This window comes from Sphingobacterium deserti (genome assembly GCF_000757725.1).
GTDB classification, from domain to species: Bacteria; Bacteroidota; Bacteroidia; order Sphingobacteriales; family Sphingobacteriaceae; genus Sphingobacterium; species Sphingobacterium deserti.
In genome coordinates this window covers 85,606-105,368 of sequence record NZ_JJMU01000012.1, presented here as the reverse complement: position 1 = coordinate 105,368, position 19,763 = coordinate 85,606, and the positions used below count along the sequence as shown (strand labels likewise).

Annotated in this window: 14 protein-coding genes and 1 pseudogene; 1 reads left to right on the top strand and 14 read right to left on the bottom strand. The window is 41.4% G+C overall.

Annotation, left to right across the window (positions count from 1 at the left end; all coding sequences use genetic code 11):
* From DI53_RS20600 to DI53_RS04085, 6 genes and pseudogenes are all read right to left on the bottom strand, one after another.
* Positions 1-158 (bottom strand): annotated as a pseudogene (locus tag DI53_RS20600) (acetyl-CoA carboxylase biotin carboxyl carrier protein); the annotation flags it as partial.
* Between the two features lie 60 nt (positions 159-218).
* Complete coding sequence (locus DI53_RS04100) at positions 219-1,217, bottom strand: beta-ketoacyl-ACP synthase III (protein ID WP_037495692.1); 999 nt, start codon at positions 1,215-1,217, stop codon at positions 219-221.
* A 6-nt stretch (positions 1,218-1,223) separates the two neighbouring features.
* Positions 1,224-2,162, bottom strand: a complete 939-nt coding sequence (gene plsX, locus DI53_RS04095) for a phosphate acyltransferase PlsX (RefSeq protein WP_037495690.1) — start codon at positions 2,160-2,162, stop codon at positions 1,224-1,226.
* A 103-nt stretch (positions 2,163-2,265) separates the two neighbouring features.
* Positions 2,266-2,457, bottom strand: a complete 192-nt coding sequence (rpmF, locus tag DI53_RS19820; protein ID WP_071790457.1) for a 50S ribosomal protein L32 — start codon at positions 2,455-2,457, stop codon at positions 2,266-2,268.
* Positions 2,458-2,471: 14 nt separating this feature from the next.
* On the bottom strand, positions 2,472-3,023 hold the full coding sequence (locus DI53_RS04090; RefSeq protein WP_241462368.1) for a YceD family protein: 552 nt from the start codon (positions 3,021-3,023) through the stop codon (positions 2,472-2,474).
* 54 nt (positions 3,024-3,077) lie between these two features.
* A complete protein-coding gene (locus tag DI53_RS04085) occupies positions 3,078-3,740 on the bottom strand; it encodes an epoxyqueuosine reductase QueH (RefSeq protein WP_037495688.1) in 663 nt (220 codons plus the stop codon).
* Positions 3,741-3,872: 132 nt separating this feature from the next.
* Between DI53_RS04085 and DI53_RS04080 the strand changes: the two genes are divergently transcribed.
* Positions 3,873-4,964 (top strand): lactonase family protein, encoded by a 1,092-nt coding sequence (locus tag DI53_RS04080; protein ID WP_037495686.1) that lies wholly within the window; start codon positions 3,873-3,875, stop codon positions 4,962-4,964.
* Between the two features lie 4 nt (positions 4,965-4,968).
* On the opposite strand, the gene DI53_RS04075 is transcribed toward DI53_RS04080, so the two are convergent.
* The 8 genes from DI53_RS04075 to DI53_RS04040 all read right to left on the bottom strand — a co-directional run bounded on the left by DI53_RS04075 (position 4,969) and on the right by DI53_RS04040 (position 19,478).
* The gene (locus DI53_RS04075) at positions 4,969-5,817 is read right to left on the bottom strand and encodes a transglutaminase-like domain-containing protein (RefSeq protein WP_037495684.1); all 849 of its coding nucleotides are present in this window, start codon (positions 5,815-5,817) and stop codon (positions 4,969-4,971) included.
* 169 nt (positions 5,818-5,986) lie between these two features.
* Entirely contained in the window at positions 5,987-6,652 is a 666-nt protein-coding gene (locus DI53_RS04070) for an ABC transporter ATP-binding protein (RefSeq protein ID WP_037495682.1), read from the bottom strand.
* A gap of 127 nt (positions 6,653-6,779) precedes the next feature.
* Positions 6,780-7,859, bottom strand: a complete 1,080-nt coding sequence (locus tag DI53_RS04065) for a hypothetical protein (RefSeq protein ID WP_037495680.1) — start codon at positions 7,857-7,859, stop codon at positions 6,780-6,782.
* A 254-nt stretch (positions 7,860-8,113) separates the two neighbouring features.
* On the bottom strand, positions 8,114-8,956 hold the full coding sequence (locus tag DI53_RS04060; protein WP_037495678.1) for an RNA polymerase sigma factor: 843 nt from the start codon (positions 8,954-8,956) through the stop codon (positions 8,114-8,116).
* 418 nt (positions 8,957-9,374) lie between these two features.
* On the bottom strand, positions 9,375-11,726 hold the full coding sequence (locus DI53_RS04055) for an ABC transporter permease (RefSeq protein ID WP_052072049.1): 2,352 nt from the start codon (positions 11,724-11,726) through the stop codon (positions 9,375-9,377).
* Positions 11,727-12,047: 321 nt separating this feature from the next.
* The gene (locus tag DI53_RS04050) at positions 12,048-14,456 is read right to left on the bottom strand and encodes an ABC transporter permease (RefSeq protein WP_037495674.1); all 2,409 of its coding nucleotides are present in this window, start codon (positions 14,454-14,456) and stop codon (positions 12,048-12,050) included.
* Between the two features lie 112 nt (positions 14,457-14,568).
* Complete coding sequence (locus tag DI53_RS04045; protein WP_037495672.1) at positions 14,569-16,974, bottom strand: ABC transporter permease; 2,406 nt, start codon at positions 16,972-16,974, stop codon at positions 14,569-14,571.
* A 104-nt stretch (positions 16,975-17,078) separates the two neighbouring features.
* The gene (locus tag DI53_RS04040; RefSeq protein WP_037495669.1) at positions 17,079-19,478 is read right to left on the bottom strand and encodes an ABC transporter permease; all 2,400 of its coding nucleotides are present in this window, start codon (positions 19,476-19,478) and stop codon (positions 17,079-17,081) included.
* Between the last annotated feature and the right edge of the window lie 285 nt (positions 19,479-19,763).

Sequence of the window (19,763 nt, the reverse complement as noted above, 5' to 3'; positions counted from 1 at the left end):
AATGCTGCTGGGTTAGGCACAGAAGCGGTGACATATGTAGGCTCCTGATTTGTCTTTATCGTAATTTTAAAGTCTTTTTCTTCAATAGCGACTTCATTCACGCCTGATTTTGAAACGAATTTGATCAGATCTTGAATTTGTTTAATATCCATACTCATATCTCTAGTAGGTTTTATGTATAAATTTCTCTTCTATTAATTTTTAAAGTTAAATAAATATTATGATTTCGTGTAGGCCCACTTCAGGTATATCGACCCCCAGGTGAAACCACCCCCGAAAGCAGCAAGGATTAAATTGTCTCCTTTTTTCAATTTATCTTCCCACTCCCATAGGCATAGGGGTATAGTGCCACTTGTTGTGTTGCCATACTTGTGAATATTTACCATAACTTTTTCTTCTGGCAGTCCTGCCCGTTCCGCGGTAGCATCAATGATGCGCTTGTTTGCTTGGTGCGGAACAAGGTAACTGATGTCATCCGAGGAAAGGTTGTTTCTCTCCATAACTTCAACGGCTACATCGGCCATATTCGTGACAGCAAATTTGAACACAGTACGACCTTCCTGATAGGCATAGTGCAGCCCCGCTTCCACAGTCTCATGTGTAGCTGGATTTAAAGAGCCTCCACCTTTTATATTGAGGAAAGGGCCACCAGCCCCATCGGTTTTCAACACCGCATCGATAAGTCCGTTACCTTCTTCATTGGGCTCTAGCAAAACGCATCCACAGCCATCTCCAAAAAGGATGCAGGTATTACGGTCTTCATAGTTTACTACAGAAGACATTTTATCAGCGCCTACTACAAGCACCTTTTTGTGTTTCCCTGATTCAATGAATTGCGCCCCGGTAGTCAATCCGAATAGAAAGCCCGAGCAAGCAGCTTGCAAATCATATCCCCATGCTTTTTTCGCCCCTATCTTTTCGGCAAGAATATTTGCTGTTGCCGGAAATAACATATCGGGAGTGCTGGTACAGAAAATGATTAGTTCGATATCATCTGCGGTAATCCCTCTTTTTTTTAGCAATCCCTCTACAGCAGGTACTGCAAGATCAGAAGTGGCCTTTCCATCTCCTTTTAGGATTCTTCTTTCTTTGATTCCTGTTCGGGAAACAATCCACTCGTCGTTTGTGTCAACCATCTTTTCGAGCTCTTTATTACTCAAAATATAGTCTGGCACATAACCGTTTACTGCAGTAATAGCAGCATATATTTTAGACATATAAAATTAGTTGAAAGCAGACTTGATTATGTCTATAAAATTAGACTCAATCATGTCTCTTGAAAGTAAAACCATGTTTTTGATAGCTTCAGGAGTAGAGATTCCGTGACCGATTATAACGGGGGCATTTACACCTAATATGGGACTTCCCCCATACCTTTCATAGTTGAACCTATCAAAAAAATCATCCTTCATCCCCTTTTTCAGGGTTACTACGTAAAAAGATTCCGCAAGTTTCAAGACTACGTTCCCGGTGAAGCCATCACACACGTATACGTCTGCCAGATCCGTAAATAGATCGCGGCCTTCCGTATTTCCAATAAAATTAATGCTGGAATTTTCCTTCAATAAAGGATAGGTTGATATTGTTAAGTTATTTCCTTTTTCCTCTTCTTCTCCAATGTTTAGTAAGCCTACTTTTGGGTTGTTTAAGCCATATACATGTTGGGCGTATAAACTTCCCAACAAAGCGAACTGGTTAAGCATTTCGGGTTTACAGTCGGCGTTAGCACCAACATCCAGTAGGATACCATAACCACTTTTTATCTTGGGGACGTTTGTCGCAATGGCAGGCCTTAAAACACCAGGAATTGTTTTTACGCTAAACATAGATCCCACTAGCATCGCACCGGTATTCCCGGCAGAAGAAAATGAATCGATCTTTCCGTCTTTTAAGAATTCAAAACCTTTGGCAATACTGGAGTTTGGTTTTTGGCTAATCGCCTTGGTAGGATGCTCATGCATGCCTATCACATCAGGAGCGTGGATAAAATCAAAATTATCTGGATCTGCTCCAGCTTGCTTTAATCGCTCGACGGTATCATCGTGATCACCGAAGAGCACAAGACGTTGATCATCTTGCAATATTTTCTGGGCCTCGATTGCACCAGTTATCGTAGAGTCGGGGGCATAATCGCCTCCTAAAACGTCTAAACCAATCTTCATCCGTTATTATTTTAAATCAATAATACGCAAAAACATCCCAAATTAAAGTATAAAAATTGAATTTTACACCTATTTGGGATGTTTAATTTCTTGAATGACGTCGTTAGACAGCAGCGGTGTTTTCAATAATTAACTTACCGTTGTAGTACAAATTGCCATCAACTGTATATGCACGGTGTGGAGTGTGTACAGCTCCTGTTTCTTTGCATACTGTTAAAGTAGGTCTTTCAGCCTTATAATGTGTTCTTCTCTTGTCTCTTCTGGATTTGGAAGTTTTACGCTTTGGATGTGCCATCTCGTATTTCTGTTTTAGTTATTTTTAATATTCTTTAATATATCCCAACGTGGGTCTATCTTTTCTTCTTCGTTACTGTCTTCGTCTTGTTCTGTTGTGTCAGTACCTATCTTTGCTAACATCTCTGGGTCGCAGCTCAGGTTCACACCTTGCTCAGTGCACTTGCTGTAATACGGCACCCGAACATTGATATATTCGTAGAGCAGCTCGGCAATATCTAGCTCGTAGTCGGTTTTCGCCAGAACGATTACTTCCTCCGTGCTGTTTTCCCAACTCTCTTCCGTGAATTTTACCAAGGCCCGTTCTTGGAAATCCTGAGGTGCCTCAAATTCGGATAAGCAAACATCACAGTTCAATTGAATTGTGCCGTAGATATGAAAGTTCACAACAAGCATATTTTCCTGCTTGGTCAATTCCACATCGGCTTTCAACTGCCCTTTTTTTACGATACTGTGTTCGTAACAGTCAAAGAACTTATTGTCTATCTCAAAGTCAAACTTGTGCTTTCCGGCAACTAAGCCTGAAAATGGAATTCTGTATTGTTTTAGATACTTCACAATCTGCATTTGAGCCTGCAAAATTAATTAATATTTCGTTACAAAGGAAACTTTTTTGGAAAATTATTGCGGATCTTCGCCATAATAATATTTCCCTAGTTCGATTTTATCTCTACCGTTAGCCATTCGCCATTTATTCGTATCACGAAGGGAGTAGGCACATCCACAATATTCTTGCATGTAAAACTGCTCCTTTTTGCTAATTTCAAGCATACGTGCCGACCCACCTTTCTTACGCCAGTTGAACGTCCAGTAGTCCATTCCTGGGTGTCTTGAGGCAGCACGGAGTCCACAATCGTTAATTTGCTCCATGTTTTTCCACCGTGAGATGCCCAGCGAGCTGGAGATAACATCAAATCCATGTTCGGCCGCATAGTCTGCCGTCTTTTCAAACCGCATATCAAAGCACATGGTGCAGCGAATGCCTCGTTCAGGCTCTTGCTCCATACCCTTAGCTAAGTCAAACCAATGATCTACATCATAATCCGCATCAATAAAAGGGATGCCATGCTTCTCTGCAAAACGAATATTCTCTTCTTTCCGTAAATCATACTCCTTACGCGGATGTATGTTGGGATTATAGAAGTAGATGGTGAAGTTAATATCCGAAGCAATTAGCGCCTCCATCACTTCGCCGGCACAGGGAGCGCAGCAAGAGTGCAATAAGAGCTTTTTACCTTCATTAGGCAAACTCAATTTTTCACGTACCAGTTCCTTGTTGCTCATATGTCCATATATTAATGTTGCAATTTTACGCAAAACCAAAAGATTTTACAAAACTTAACGTGCCTTATCATCATGAAACCACGTAGCTAGCGTTTATTTTTATATTTTTGTAACATTCAAAGTCATTGCGGTATGATAAAAAAGCGTCTTTTCCAATATATATTTATTATCCTAACAGCTGTTGTAGGCTTTTTTTCCTGCGAGCGCAATGATGCTGAGCCAGACTTACAAATGCGTAGGTTTTCCAGGCTCTACGTATCTTTTGAAGGCTTTGGTTCTTCCAATACCGTTCCAGACAGCAATGTCCGGACGATTTATCCTGCCGACTCAACATCGATATTTCGCTTTTCGCAAGCGCATGTGTCCAATGCCCAAGGTGGGGGGCCTATTTTTTATCAGTTTACTTTGGAAACGCTTTTTCAGGCTAGTGCAAATCTGAACGGTGTGAATGATACGTCTGCTTACATCTTGAATGTTGGCCGAAGTACCGGGGTGTTGAAAAATGTTGGTCGAATGGGTAACCGGCTTTTCAACAGCGTTCGTGGTATGGCATATCACGAATTAAGTAACCGTCTTTTTATCGTAAATGGGAGTGGTGCGAATGCAGGCGTATATGTGATGGATAGCCCCAGAAGTAGAACGGGGTTTGCTCCCCCAGTAAAAAAATTGCAAACGCAAGGTTACCAAATGTGGGGTGCAGCTTATGCAAATAATAAATTACTTGTATCTAGATTGGGAGCGGGGGGCGGACTTTGCGTTTTTGATAATATTACCACAGTCGATGTTAGGCCTACAGACTCTATTGCAGATTTAAGGTCGAATGCACGCACGCTGCCTATTGAAGGTGCGCAGAACTTACGTGGATTGTGTTACGACACCGTGAAAAATGTGTTGGCAATTGCGGATTTTTCTAATGACGGTGCCGCGAGTTCTGGGCGCATACTTGTGTTTGAAAACTTCTCAGAAATCATAAATAGTGTTACAGGAACTATGATTAGGCCTACTCGTATTATTACAGGTGAGGCAACGGGACTGACGCAGCCAGTGGAGGTGGTGATTGATCCTCGAGAAACGGGAACCTATATGTATGTAGCAGACCGAGGATCTAGAGTCATATCGCGATTTTCCATTAGTGACGATGGTAACGTAGCACCCAATCAGACACTTTCTACAGGCAACCAAATACCTGTAGGCTTGGCGATCGATGTGCGTGCACAGCAATAATCAGTTACTTACGTTCGATGAGGTCCAGCAATAGCTGTATTTCTTCTCGCTTCTCTATGTTGGCAACGTGGTCATACGCTGCTATTAGGTTACGAAGCACCCGTTTGATGATCGCTACGTTGTCGCAGGGCTTTATATAATCTTCGCTGGCCGGCAAGTTCAGTTGTTTTAAAAATGAGCGAATATCATCTTCTCGCATCACCTGGCCACGATTGAAGACGTTTATATAAAATAAAACCTCTTCCGGATTATCTTCATTCATGTAGGCTAATACAAAGTGTTTCGGTAAATTCACCCCATAAATAGGGATATCTAGCCGCTGCGCAACAATGCTATAGATGCATGCTAGAGAGATGGGGTTCCCTTTTTTGGTTTCGAGCACCTTATTTATGAAGGAATTTTGCGGTGCATGGTAATCCGAGGTGTTGCCCGATAGCCCAAATTCTCGAAACATAATATTATTCAGTAGTTTTATTTTTTCGAGTGGGCTCATATCATATATTAAATGATACCAGACACTTCGTTTTAACTCGGCTAGCTTCGTGTAAACTTCCTCTTCGCCGAGGTTTGGATATTGATAGCGGTTAACAATCAAAAGGCCTTCCAGCAAATCCTCCTGATTACTCATTGTCCAAAGTTGCAGATCATTTTGCACCTCATTGAACTGGATTTTATGTATTATTTGTTCAACCCGACTTTGCAATAGCACATCGAAGGATTCTTCCCAAGATTGTTCCAAAATAGGGATGACCTCTGGGCCACAAGTGATGAGTTTATCCTCCAGTTCTCTATAGATGTCCACATCCGGATCATCCAATAAAGATATCAGTGCCTTTAATTCATGTTCCTTCATCTTAACGAATTTACTAAATTTTCATAGTAATGGAAAGAAAAGCGGCAGATTTGAGAGGTGAAGATACATGAGCGCATTCAGTTTTTATATCTGTAGGCACAAAGCAGCCCCTACCACGATGGGACGGTGTAGCAGGGGCTGATGAGAAAAAAGCTATTTATTTCGGCCTTTAGTCAAGCTTTAACTGCCCATCAAGTAAGTTGATGATCCTTTTCCCATATTCCGCATTTTTCTCGGAATGGGTAACTTGGATTATCGTCACGCCATCATCGTTAAGCTGTTTAAAGAGCTGCACAATCTCCTCGCCCTGTTTGGAATTTAGGTTGCCCGTAGGTTCATCCGCAAGTAACAGTTTTGGCGAAGCCGCAAGTGCTCTTGCTATGCCAACAATTTGCTGCTGACCGCCAGAGAGCTGAGCGGGGAAAAGGTCTTTTTTACCAACGATGCCGAAGCGATCGAGCATATCACCGACAATTGCTTTGCGTTCTTTGCTCGAAAGATCTTTATAGATCAGTGGCGTTTCAATATTTTCATAGACCGTCAATTCATCAATCAAATGATACGATTGAAAAACGTAGCCCATATGTGATTGAAAAAGTGCTGTTCGCTTTTTGGGTTTCATGGTCAGTACATCTTCATCTAAAAAGTAGTATTTTCCTTCGTTCGGTTCATCGAGTAAACCGATAACATTCAGCAAGGTAGATTTTCCAGAACCGGAAGGCCCCATGATCGATACGAAATCGCCCTGTTGGATTTCTAGGTTAATATCTTTTAAAATGAAGGAACGTGCGCCCCCTACATTATACCATTTAAAAATGCTTTCTAGTTTTATCATGCTCTAATCTACGTATTAACTTTATTATAGTGAGTTTAGTTATTTAGTTACGCCATTCCTTTTTTATAGCCCGTTTTATTGCTAATGTGGACTTATTAAAACTTGGTCATCATCCTTTTGGATTACATTAAGAAACCGCAATTTTACGCATTACTTTTCCATAATAATATTCAGATTTTATGGCTTTAGCAGCTTCCAAAAGTCCCCTTTTTAATCCATCGTTTTTTGGCATTTTGTCAGCAATGTTTAATATCAGCTCACATTGGTAGTAATCGGAATCGACTTTGTCTGCGTAGCTTATTAATTTTGTCCAATCTGCCTCTGTCAATTGCCGTTTTAAAAGGTTTTTGATGATTTCTGTTTTGTAATAATCGCTCTTCATGGAGAAAACTAAATCTAAGGTCTCATTAAAAGCCGTTTCCCCAAACGCTGCCCGTTTAAGTAGATTCTTGTATACTTCCGATTGGTAATAATCTGATTTCATCGTTTTCACAATGTCAACAACTTCTACCATCTGTTCGCTATTCAATTTGTTATTCATCATCTTTTGTAAGATGCTATATTGGTAATAATCCGATTTCATATCACGAACGATGTTGAGATAGGCCTTTGATGTGGCCTTATCTAATAAATATATTGTCATAACATTAGTGAGGAGTTCTGCGTTGTAATAGTCACTTGTAAGATATTGCCCAATGTTGGTAAGTACATCGGTCATCTCGGGTGTGCTCATTCCCAATGAAAGTAGTGCAGAGAGATATTTCTGACGAGCATAGTCGCCCTGTAACTTCGGTAGTTCCTGAAGCACACCATCGCGTCCACTTTTCGCGTACAGCCGTTTGGTACGTGCTTCGGCATTAATACCCCGGCTGATCATCATGTGAATCGCGCTTTGCAACAGCTTCTTGTCGTCTGCATCGAGTACCGCCTTTTCTCTTTTGTTAATACGATAGATCAATTTGCCATTATTACCCGCTGTAACTTGTAGTTTATTCGACTTTTGTTCGTAGTTTATAGCACCGTTTTTAGCTATCGAGACGATACGTTCATCGTCATCACTTATGCTTACTTCACCCTTTACGATTAATTTCGTTTTACCGTTGTCGTCACTGGCTTCCCACGTGATTGTTTTGTTATTAACGGTTTGGGCGCTTGTGTAGCTGACAAGGGCTAAAAGAATAAATCCTGCAAATATTATATTTTTCATATTTAGTTGGTTACTTAACAAAATAAAGAATTACAACATCTACGCCATATTTGTAATTGTCTGTGTATTAAAACTTTGTGATTTATGTGTGTACTTATTTTGTTCGATATCGGACAGCTGTCGTTCGCCAGTGAACACATGAGATGGGAAGAAAAACTTGTGAAACATAACCGTAATAGGTGGGGTTAGCAAATCACCTGTTTTATAAAGAGGCTTCGGTGCGCGACGTAGTTATGAATTACGATTTTTTGCCGTCAAGCTGTTTGTTTAGATTTTTTGATCTGCGCATGCGCATTGACAAAGAGCTTTTTTACAACTGCAGCATTCATCTTTAATGCGATAGATATCTCTTCAAATGAAAGCTGTAGTTCATAACGCATTCGGAAGATTTCCGCTTGCGTTTCGTCGAACAGCCCTTGCGTAGCGATATGCTGCATTTTGTTTACAGTGGCTATTTTTGAATCATTATTGAGAATTGTTTTTAGCAATTCAATAGTTTTCTCAATCTTTAAGCAGACCTCGTAGTCAGATATTCCGCCCAAATAGTAGGCTATTCGCTCGTAATTAAAACTATATTTCAAACAAAAACCTATGATGAGTTGCTGTTCTTTTGGTAGGTGGGGCAGGAGCGCCATTACTTTCTCCATATTTTGTTTCGCCAGCTGTTCGCTGTATTCGATGTTGGTAACATTGTCCTCCTCTAAATCGTAGCATTGAAGGAGTTCCTTGTAATGGCCAGAATCATCGAGACGTAGGAGGCTGCGATGGAATCTGTTTTGTGTTATGCAATAGAAAGATTTGATGGCTGCGCTTACCTGTGCTTGAAGGAACGGTAAAATGTCATCGGCATGGGCGATTTTTTGTCGAAAAATCCATAGCCGTAAAAAAGCTTCCTGTACGATACTCTCTGCAGCGCATTTATCAGGTAGACTATTGGTAGTACGCTTCAAAAGCGCAGAGAAAAATCTTTTGTAAAAGAAGCTCAATCCCCTTTCCTCACCATGTTGAAGCATATTAAAATGGGAAATTATGTTTTGTCTTTGACGAACCTTATTTATCATGATAATTCCGAAAAAACGTATATAATAGATACTCATTGACGTATAGTTTCCTATAGACTATGGTGGTTTATACTAAGAAAAATGCGGTTTTCGATGCTATAAGATGATAGGCGACAAATTATAAGCTTGCGCTTTAGCCTGGAGCGCTACAAATTCGTGTTAATTTGATTAGCAATTTCATGTCGTTGTTATTGTGTCCTCCTTCAAATATAAGATGCTTTGTTTTTGTTTGCAAATTATCTTTAATTTAAATTATGTCTGTTTATTGCGCAAATAGTTGCTGCTTATGTTGTTCTGATTTGCGCGGGGGAGATGCCATTCACCAAATCATCCTATCGCATTATCGGTTTACAATCCTTCGCTCAGTACGGGGTTGGGGTAAGTCGCTCTGGGCAAATACCCTATCTATTGCTCCATTAAAAAAGGAGTTCGAACCATAAACACGGATACGGAATCATTCGCTACGGAGACTTTTTATTAGGTTATCTTTGTTTGCCCGAAAAACTAGCCCGGCAATGAACGCAAGCAAAACAGCCGATAATCCGATAACCGGAATAATAAAAAGGAAGGGCTGCAATTCAACTTTAACGGCAAAGTTCATCACCCACTGCTGCATGAGGAAATACGTCAAAGGAATACTAACACATAAAGCTACTGCAAAAACAATAAAAAATTCCTTACTGAACAGCAACACCATGTTTCGGGCGCTTGACCCCAAAACCTTACGAATGCCGATTTCTTTCAAGCGCAAATTTATAGAAAGCGAGGTAAGTCCAACAACGCCTAGAACAACGATGAATATTGAAATAATTGTTGCTGTTTGCGCCGCACGTTTAAGCTGCACTTCGGTAGTGTACATCTTTCGCAGCGTGTCATCCATAAATGTATAATCAAACGGTGCGTCGGGCATAAGCTTATGCCAGCTACGTTCCACTGCAGTAACGCCCGCTGACAAGGAACCCGCCTTTAAACGAATGGACAGGAAGCGATATTGATTGCTCGCTTTTATGGGATACCAAATAACGGCAGGAGATGATGTATGCATAGAATTGGCGTAAAAGTTCTCGGTAACCCCTGCTACCGTTCCAGAAAAACTATTATCAAAAAGCCCGATTTGCTGGCCGATAGCATCTTCCGGTCTAGCATATCCAAGATCCAAAGCTGCTTTACGATTGATGACTACTTTTGAGGATATGTTGGGATCGTTTTCCGCCCCGAAAAAATGACCAGCAAGCATTGGTATTTGATAGGCTGAGGCGAAAAAGGAATCCGATGTGATAAGCAACGCATCGGTTTCTTTACTATTTATGAGATTCTGGATCGTTCGTACACCATCGCCAAAAGAACTAGGTACGCCATAGGAGAGGCTGATCTCCTCAACTTGAGGTAGGAGCTTGAGCTCCTGTCGCACGAGTTCTATGCGGTTTAGACCCTTTTCCGTCCAGTCGCGAGGCACCTGTGCTGTAAGCAGATAATCTTTATTGTAGCCCAAGTTGCCCGCAATAAATACATCAACCTGCTTGGTGATAATGACTGATGAAATAAGAACAATCAGCGCAACGGCAAACTGTAGGAACAGCAAAGTGCGTCGGATGATATTTTTATGGCCAAGATCGATGAATTGATTTTTAACAGCGTTGGTGACGACGGCATTAGAAAGCTTTATAGCGGGATAAAGCCCAGCGAACAGCCCCAAGGCTAGTGTGACGGCAGCAAAGCCAATAAAAAACGAAAGCGGTAATTCGGTTAAGGAGGGCAGATCTTTCATTATAACGGCAGAAAAGACAGGCAATAGCAACGGGTAGGCTGCCAAGGCAAGCACTGCTGCGATGACGACAACCATGTTATATTCTATGATGAGTTGAAAAATAAGGCTACTTCTGCTGCTCCCCATAATTTTGCGTACGCCAATTTCTTTTAGCCGGGTGAGACTTTTACTCAAGCTGAGGTTGATGAAGTTGATCGTGGCCATAACGGTCAGGAAAAGTGCCGTATAACTTAGGATCGTAATGAGTTTTCGGATAGCCCCTTTATTATCATCAAGGTAATATGTTGTCAATTGTTGTAGATTAGGATTTAGATTTTCTGCAATTTGTTCACTGGCATGCTGCTTAAGCAAGTTTTGTATTGGTGTGCTAAGTTGTTCCGGAGAGACACCTTCTTGTAGTTCGAGGAAAGCTACGACCCATAAATTATCCCAAGTATCAATACTTCTTCCGAAATACTGCTCACTACTTATCGGCAAGAATATACCAGTTCGCATATTGGGCATCAGCTCCATCACGGAATTTTGACTTACAGATTGTATCACCGCCGTCACTTCGAAATCTCGTTTCTCACCCGCAAAATTGCGTATGCTCAGCTGTCGGCCAATAACATCAGTTTTTCCAAAATATTTTAACGCTACTTTTTCGTTTATCACGACAGCCATAGGCGATGAGAGTGCAGTTTGTACATCTCCAGCCAAAAGTCGAAAACCGAACATCTTTAGAAGTGACGGGTCGCCCAGCGAGACATTTTCTTCATGAATCTCCGTACCATTCCCAACGATACAAGTCAATCCATCCAGCCGGTAGTAGTCTGCTACCAAATTTGGATACTGCTCTTTCAATTTTTTTGGAAGCGCACCCACCGTCGTAAGCTCCATGCCAATCCCAGGCTGTTTGTAATTGCTCTGCAAAACGTACTGCCGGTATTTATGACGTAGATCGTTGTTGACTTGATAAGCTTGCCAAATGTAGGCTGCAATCAATAAAACAAACACCATGCTGCCTACCAAGCCAGCGACAGTTAGTATGGTATGCATCTTATTTCGGCTAATATTGCGCCAAGCTGTTTTTAAAAAAATCAAAATCGATAAAAATTAAAAAGTTAAAAGTCAGAATTGAGAATTAAATTGATAAGTCTTAATCTGAAATTCAATATTATACAAATTTATATTTTAGGCACTTCAGCATGTTTTATTTAAGTTTCATCCACCGGCTAAGAGATTATTCCGTAAACGACAATCTATTAATCTTGAATCCAACACCTGTCTCGCCAAATTGTGCGTCGAAATAGAATAGCTTGCAATCATATACCTCTTCTTTTTAATTTTTACTTTTTAATTTTGACTTTTAAATTCGAATCACTCATCCCTTAAACTATCAACCGGATTGCTGGTTGCGGCACGTAGTGTTTGCCAAGCGATCGTGGCCAGTGCGATGCCTATAGTCAGTAAACCTGCAGCAACGAACATCCACCATTCTATATCGACTCGGTAGGCGAAGCCTTGCAACCAGGCATTCATCATCCACCAAGCTAGGGGACATGCAAGAACAAATGCCAGTAGCATAAGTCGGATAAAGTCTTTGGAAAGCAAAACAACAATTTGTGTGACGGAAGAACCCAGCACTTTTCTTATGCCGATTTCCTTTATCCGCTTATTGATCATTAATAAAGCCAAGGCAAAGAGTCCGAGGCAAGAAATGGCTATCGCAACGATGGCCCCACTCACGACAATCTGCACAAAACGTTGTTCGTCACGGTACATATTCTGTGTGTTTTCATCTAGGTATGATGCTGATATATTTGCTTTTGGGTTTACCGTTTTCCAAATTTTTTCCAGTTTCTCCATACTCTCGCTTAGATTATCTGTTTTCACGCGGACAAAAAGGTAAGAAACAGAGAATATGTTTGGATTAATCGATAAGGTAAGTGGCTCGACTTTTCGGCGTAAATCTTGAAAATTAAAGTCATCAATAATCCCGATTACCTGCGGATTTCCATCTATCTCTATTGTTTTTCCCAGAACCTTTTCTGCTCCGCCAAGTTGTGCGGCCATTTGTTTGTTGATGATAACACTTGCGGTATCGGCAGAGTGGCTGCGGTCGAAATCCCGACCTTCAAACAATTGGATTCCGAGCGTTTCTAAGTAATCATAGTCTACCCGCATAAAATTGGTATAGATCTGTTTCCCTTCATAATCAAAGCCCATGCGGCTGGTAGACATGCTTCCATCGTGACCGCGACCAAGATTCATATCAGATGCGCTGACACTTTTCACCCAGGGTTGTGCGGCTAAAGCAACGCGCATCTGCTGTAATGCGTTTTCATGATCTATGCCTTCGCCAATAGGAATGCTAATGACTTCCGTTTTATCAAAACCGAGGGGTCGGTCGGCTATATAACGTAACTGAAAACTGATAATAATGGTGGCTAGAATCAAGACGATAGCAATGGAAAATTGCAGTACCGTCAAGCTGTTGCGTAATTTGCTGCTTTTGATCGATGCTTTGCCCTTTAGCGTTTGTATAATATTTCCTTTGGCGATGCGCCATGCCGGATATCCGCCAGACACAAGAGTTATCAGCAGGAATGTTAGTAAAAAGAATATCAGGTTAACTGCTGAGCCAAGTTGCGCAATTGACAAACTGTAATTCATGATGGCGTTGTATTGTGCTAGTAATACCCAGGCAAGCCCGATACCAATGCATGTAGCCAGTAGACACAATAAAAAAGATTCAGTCCACAATTGCAGAATCAGTTGTAATATCGTTCCACCAAGTGTTTTTCTAGTTCCTATTTCACGATTTCGTGCGAAAGAATTAGCTAATGAAAGGTTGACAAAGTTCGAACAGGCTATAAATAGTATCAGGCCCGCGATCATGAGCAGAATCCACGGAAAGAGTGGAGCAGCGCTATGACCAATGTCGAGATCATTGCGATGATATTTTGCTAAAGGTAATAGGTGGAGGGATACATATGCGCCATTCTTGTCTACGCCCCATCCATCACGTTTACGCATATCACGCTCATCTTTGTAATAGAGGTCAACAAAAGATTTAGCCTTTTGGGTAAATGCTGCATCGTTTATCGTTCCGGATTTTAATTTTATAAAAATGTTATGATCTTCATGGCTCCAATTGTCGAGGTTGGCAAGATAATTTGGTTTATGCTCGAAGCGCAGTAAGGTATTGAAAGACAAACTTGAATTTTTGGGCACCTTTGAAAGTACTGCTGTGATGGTTTTTGGTTCCCATTTTCCATTTTGATAAACTTCGACTTGCTTTCCGACGACATCGCTCGAACCGAAAAGGTTGGTCGCCATATTTTCATCGATCACCAGATTATTTAAGTCTTTCAGTGCAGCTACATTTCCGTGTAATATAGGAAAACTAAAAATCGACAGAAAATCGGGGTCAACGTATTTGTTGTTTGCTTCCAATTGCTTGTCGCCATTGCGCAGGATAATGCCTACGTTCATGTACCGGCTAACATATTGTATTTCCGGAAATGATGATTTCAAAAGCGGTCCTAATGGAGTAGCCACCGTGGCACTTCTTCTGACTCCCTCTTGCGGATAGCTTTCGGAGTAGAGTAATCCTATCCGCTCCTGATCTTTATGGAAATTATCAAACGACAGCTCAAACATAGCAGTCAGATAAAGCAGGGTTGATGCCGCAATCGCAACAGCCAATCCGAGGATGTGGATGGCGCTCAATGCTTTGGCCTTAATTAAAGACCGCCAAGCGATTTTTATGTAGTTTTTGATCATGCTTCTAGTATTAAGATAATAGTATGTAGATTATAGATGTTAGATCGTAAACTTCGATACTTATGCTAAATTTCTAATTATTTACTTTTTAATTTTGACTTTTAACTTTGAATCACTCATCCCGCAAGCTATTGACTGGTTTAGCTAGCGATGCCCGGATTGCTTGGCCACTTACGGTAAACAAGGCGATTAATAAGGATGTGGCACCAGCAATGGCAAAAATCCACCATTTTATAGCGATGTGATAGGCAAAATTATTCAGCCATTGATCCATGGCCCACCAAGCGAGGGGGACAGCGAAAAATAGGGCGATGACGACAAGGCGTAAGAAATCGACGGAAAGCAATTTCACAATGCTAAAAGTGGATGCGCCCAATACCTTACGCACGCCTATTTCTTTCGTACGTTGCTGTGCAGTATAAGTTGCTAGTCCGAGAAGACCAAGACAGGCAATAAATAGCGCCAACCCTGAAAAAGCTGAAAATAGTCTTCTAAATCGATAGTCGGATTCATATTGGCGATTGAAGCTATCATCAAGAAAGTTATAAAGAAAAGGGCGATGAGGCGCAATGCTTTTCCAGATATGTCGTAGCTCCGCAACGGTTTCTAGTGTTCCTGTATTTTGAATTTTCAGTGTGATAAACTTGCTACTTAGCGGTTCCAAGCGCAAGGTAAGAGGTTCTACCTTTTGGTGAAGTGATAGATAGTTAAAATCCTTCACAACACCGATAACTTGCCCCTCGCGACCCCATTGCGCAAAGCGCTTACCTATAATTTTTTCTGGATCAGAATAACCCCAAAGTTTGGCTGCCGCTTCGTTAACCACTAATGAATGGAGAGTATCTGCCGGAAATTCCCGTGAAAAGGGACGGCCAGCGGCCATTTGAATGCCGAAATTGGAAATAAAATCTGCATCAACCTCAAATAAAGCTTGAATAAGGATTTTCATTTCTCCATCAGGCAATTCAATTTGCGTTCCGGCGTCGGGAAAATAAGATCCGGGAATGCTTCGTGAGGCAGAAACGGACAGGACGTCCTTTTGCTGCGCCAAGGTATGCTTAATAGCATCCAGATTTTGTAAAACCTGATCATCATAGTTGAAATCAATTACCAACATCTGCGTTTTCTCAAATCCAAGATCGGTTTGCTGTAGATGGCTTAATTGAGAGAAGACAATGAGCGTACCAGCAATTAAAGATATAGAAAGACCGAACTGGAATACAACCAATCCTTTACGTAGCCACGCGCCACCTGCATCAGATTGGGAAGCTCCTTTAAACATTTTAACGGGCTTAAAGTTAGCCAGAACAAATGCTGGGTAGCTTGCTGCGACTAACGCAGTAATCAGTACGATTCCTAAAAAAAGACTGACGGTTACGCTATCAAACAAACTGGTAAGCCCAATGCGTTTACCCGCGAATATCTCCATAAACGGTAACGCACAAAGCACGATGGTAATCGCCAATATGCTAGAAAAGATAACCAACAACAAAGATTCGCTCATAAATTGAACGATCAGATTTTTTCGACTGGCTCCAACTACTTTTCTAACGCCCACCTCCTTGGCACGTTCCATCGATCGTGATGTGGCAAGGTTCATAAAGTTTACACAGGCAATGCATAATATGAAAAAGCCGATAACAGAGAAAATATAAATATTTTGCATGCTTCCCACTGCTCCGGGTTGTCTGCTTGCTTTCGAGTTTAGATAAGCATCCAGCAGTGGTTCAAAGTGAATGCTGTATTTACCTTCTTGGGACGCTTGGTGTCGCTCGATGAAATCGGGAACCTGTTTGTTCAGTTTTGTGATATCGTAATCTTCAGGCAGTAGGAGGTAGGTATAGAAGTCTACATAGCCCCACTGGTTGAACACCTCCGACCATGACTGCCGAAAAGAATTCATTGAAAGTAATGCATCGAAGGAGAAATGTGAATTTGTAGGCACATCCTTGATGATTCCTGTAACCGTGTATATTCCGGGAGCAGCTCTTCCGCCAGTAACGCCACCTTCCAAAGTTTGTCCAATCGGATTGCTATCTCCGAAGTATTTCTTTGCAGTTGTTTCAGTCAACACGGCGGTGTATGGGGCCTTTAATGCGGTCTGCGGGTCACCTGCAATAAATTCCCAGCTAAATACGTCGAAGGCTGTAGAATCCATATAGAAAACACGTTCTTCTTGAAAGGCGTTTTCGCCATGCTTTAACAAAATAGAAACCTGACCCGAGAATTGTACGATTTTCTCTACATCCGGAAAATCTGCTTTCAACGCAGCACCCACGGCGGCATTTCCCCATACCTGCTGTGTTTCTACCCCGTTTTTTTCCTTCCAATCGTGGATAACACGGTAAATACGATCCTTCTTCTCGTGATAATGATCAAAGGAAAGCTCATCCTGAATGTACAAAACGATCAGTAAACAACATGCGAGCCCGATTGCCAGACCAAGGATATTGATAGACGAATAGCCCCGATTTTTTAGGAGATTTCGCCAAGCGATTTTTATGTAGTTTTTGATCATGCTTCTAGTATTAAGATAATAGTATGTAGATTACAGATCGTTGATTTTTACTACCCACACCTAACTTCTTTTTTTACTTTTTAATTTTAACTTTTTACTTTCCATCACTCATCCCTCAAACTATCGATCGGATTCGCTCTAGCCGCTCTTAACGCTTGATAGCCGATAGTCAGTAAGGCGATACCTATTGAAAATAATCCGGCCGCCAGAAATGACCACCAAGGAATAGTAATTTTATCATTGAAGTTTTGCAGCCATTCAGAAAATATCCACCATGCTATCGGGCTAGCGATCACCAATGAAAGGATCGTCAATACGAGAAAGTGTGACGAGAGCAATTTTACAATCTTGTAAATACTTGACCCAAGCACCTTGCGCACGCCGATTTCTTTTTTTCGTTGCTCAGCAGTGAATGCGGCAAGCCCAAAAAGGCCAATACAAGCAACCACTATCGTCAGTATGGAGGCGGTCGCAATAATATTGTTTGTTCTGTTTTCGGTAATATAAAAGCTTTTGATATGGTCATCCAAAAATTGATAATCAAATGCGGCTTGCGGTATTTGTGTTTCAAATATTTTTTGAACTTGCGCCACGTAGTCTTCTTTTTTGTTGGTGTTGTACCGTAACAGTAAGTATCTATAGCCCTCTGAAGGATCATTCATGCGCGAGTATACGTAGCCACCGATATTATCTTTGAGGCTGCTGAAATTAAAGTTGCGCACAACGCCGGTAATAATAGATTGACTGCTCATTTCGGTACTGATATTTTTTCCAATGGCATCGTTTGGATTGGCGTAGCCAAGAAAGGATGAAACGACTTCGTTAATGAGCACATAGCAGCTGGTATCGTTTGGATGCAATTGCTGCGGCAAGTCGGTTCCTGCCAATAAATGTAAGCCTAAAGTTGGAATGACCGGACCATAGCTACTGGAATTGGAGGTTGGTAAGCCAGCGTTAGGTGAGCTAGGATTGTATACATTTTTCCCGCTCTCGCCATAGCCCGGGAAAGTCTGCACAGTTGCACTGCTTACCGTGCTTGCCAAATTTTCCACAGCCTGCTTGATGCTGTTAAACTTTTCCGTGGACGAAATGGAACGTATTGGTACGATCATGGTGTTGCTAGGTTGGTAGCCTAAATCTTTGTTGGCAACATGCTTCATTTGTAGCGAAATAATGATAACGCCGATGATCAGGATGGTGGAACAGGTAAACTGGAAGAGTACAAGCCCCTGCCGAAAAATAGGCATTGCGCGTTTTGGTGAAGTCATCTTTTTCATCAGTGATAACGAAGGAATTCTAGCCATCAACGTCGCCGGGTAGCTGCCTCCCAATACTGTTGTCATGAGCCATAGCGCAAGACAAAGGCCAATGTTTTCTAGACTAAAAAGCTGCGTTGCAGAAATGCTGGATCCCACTAAATTATTAAAAACGGGAGCAATTCCTAAGGCCATAATCAACCCTAGACAGATGGAAAAGAATGTTATCAAACTCGTTTCTAGATAGAAGCGAACTTTAATTTGACGAGGATGTGCGCCAAGCACTTTATTTATCCCGACCTCCTTCGCATGGCGCTGTGAGCGAGCTGTGGCCAAGTTCATATAATTTATGCACGCAATTAATAGAACAAGTGCTGCCAAAAGGATGACCATTTTCACGCTGGAGATGTTCCCCGGAGATTTCAAGACATTGTCTTTTAAATCTGCAGAATAGAGGTGTACTTTGGAAAGTGGCTGTAGAAAGAATTGCGTATAGTATTGATCGTCTTTCTCGACATATTTATCGATCAAGGCGGTGGTTTTCTGTTCGATATCTGCAGACACGGCCTTTTCGTCCAGCAGGCAGAAGGTTTGATAACTAGCATTTGACCAATACACGTTTTTTCCCATCCAAGAGTCCATCATGTTTAGGAATATCGTCGCATCAAAAGAACTGTTTGTTGGGAAATCTTGAAACACACCTGATATGTTAACCGTGTCTCGTTGATTGATAACAATCATTTGGTTGAGAGCCGGGCTATCGCCAAAAAGCTTTTGCTTTTCAGTGGCCGAGATCACAACACTTCCCGGACGTGAAAAACTGCTGTGGCGACTGCCTTCCAAGAAAGTAACGTCGAACATATCAAAGAAGGCAGCGTCAGTAAGCAATATTTGTTTCTCTATATAGGTTTCGTCCTTCGCCTGTATAGAGCCGAAGCCAGTAAAGTCCAGTTTCACTAAGCGGGCAAAAGATTTTACTTCAGGTATATCTTTCAGCATAGTTGGACCTACCGCATTGGGTAAGTTAGTCCACTTTTCAAAGTTGTACTCTGCATTCGCTTGTAAGTAAACGCGGTATATAGTCGATTCTTTAGCAAACTGCTTGTTATAGCTCCATTCCTGTCGTGCAAAAGACAATAGCAGTACGGCCGCCGCCAAGCTTACGGCTAAGCCTAAAACATTCAGCAAACTAAAGAAGCGGTTTTTCGCAATACTTCGCCAGGCTATTTTCAGATAGTTTTTTAGCATTTTAATGCAATTAAAAATTCAAAATTTATAAGTCAAATAAGTTATAAGTTCAAATACTAGCATTTCAAGAAGGGCCATTACATAATCTGTAATCTAGCGCCGTGAATATCTTACATATAAATGTTCGATGAACAGGCTAGTTAAATATTTTCCGCTATTTGCCTTAACACCTATCAAAAGAAATCTACAAATAAATCAAATGCCGCCAATGCCGCAGTCCAACTTAAAAATGATCAGCAACTAATTTGCCGAAACCAAAAACCGCCTCAGATCCTTTAAAAACGG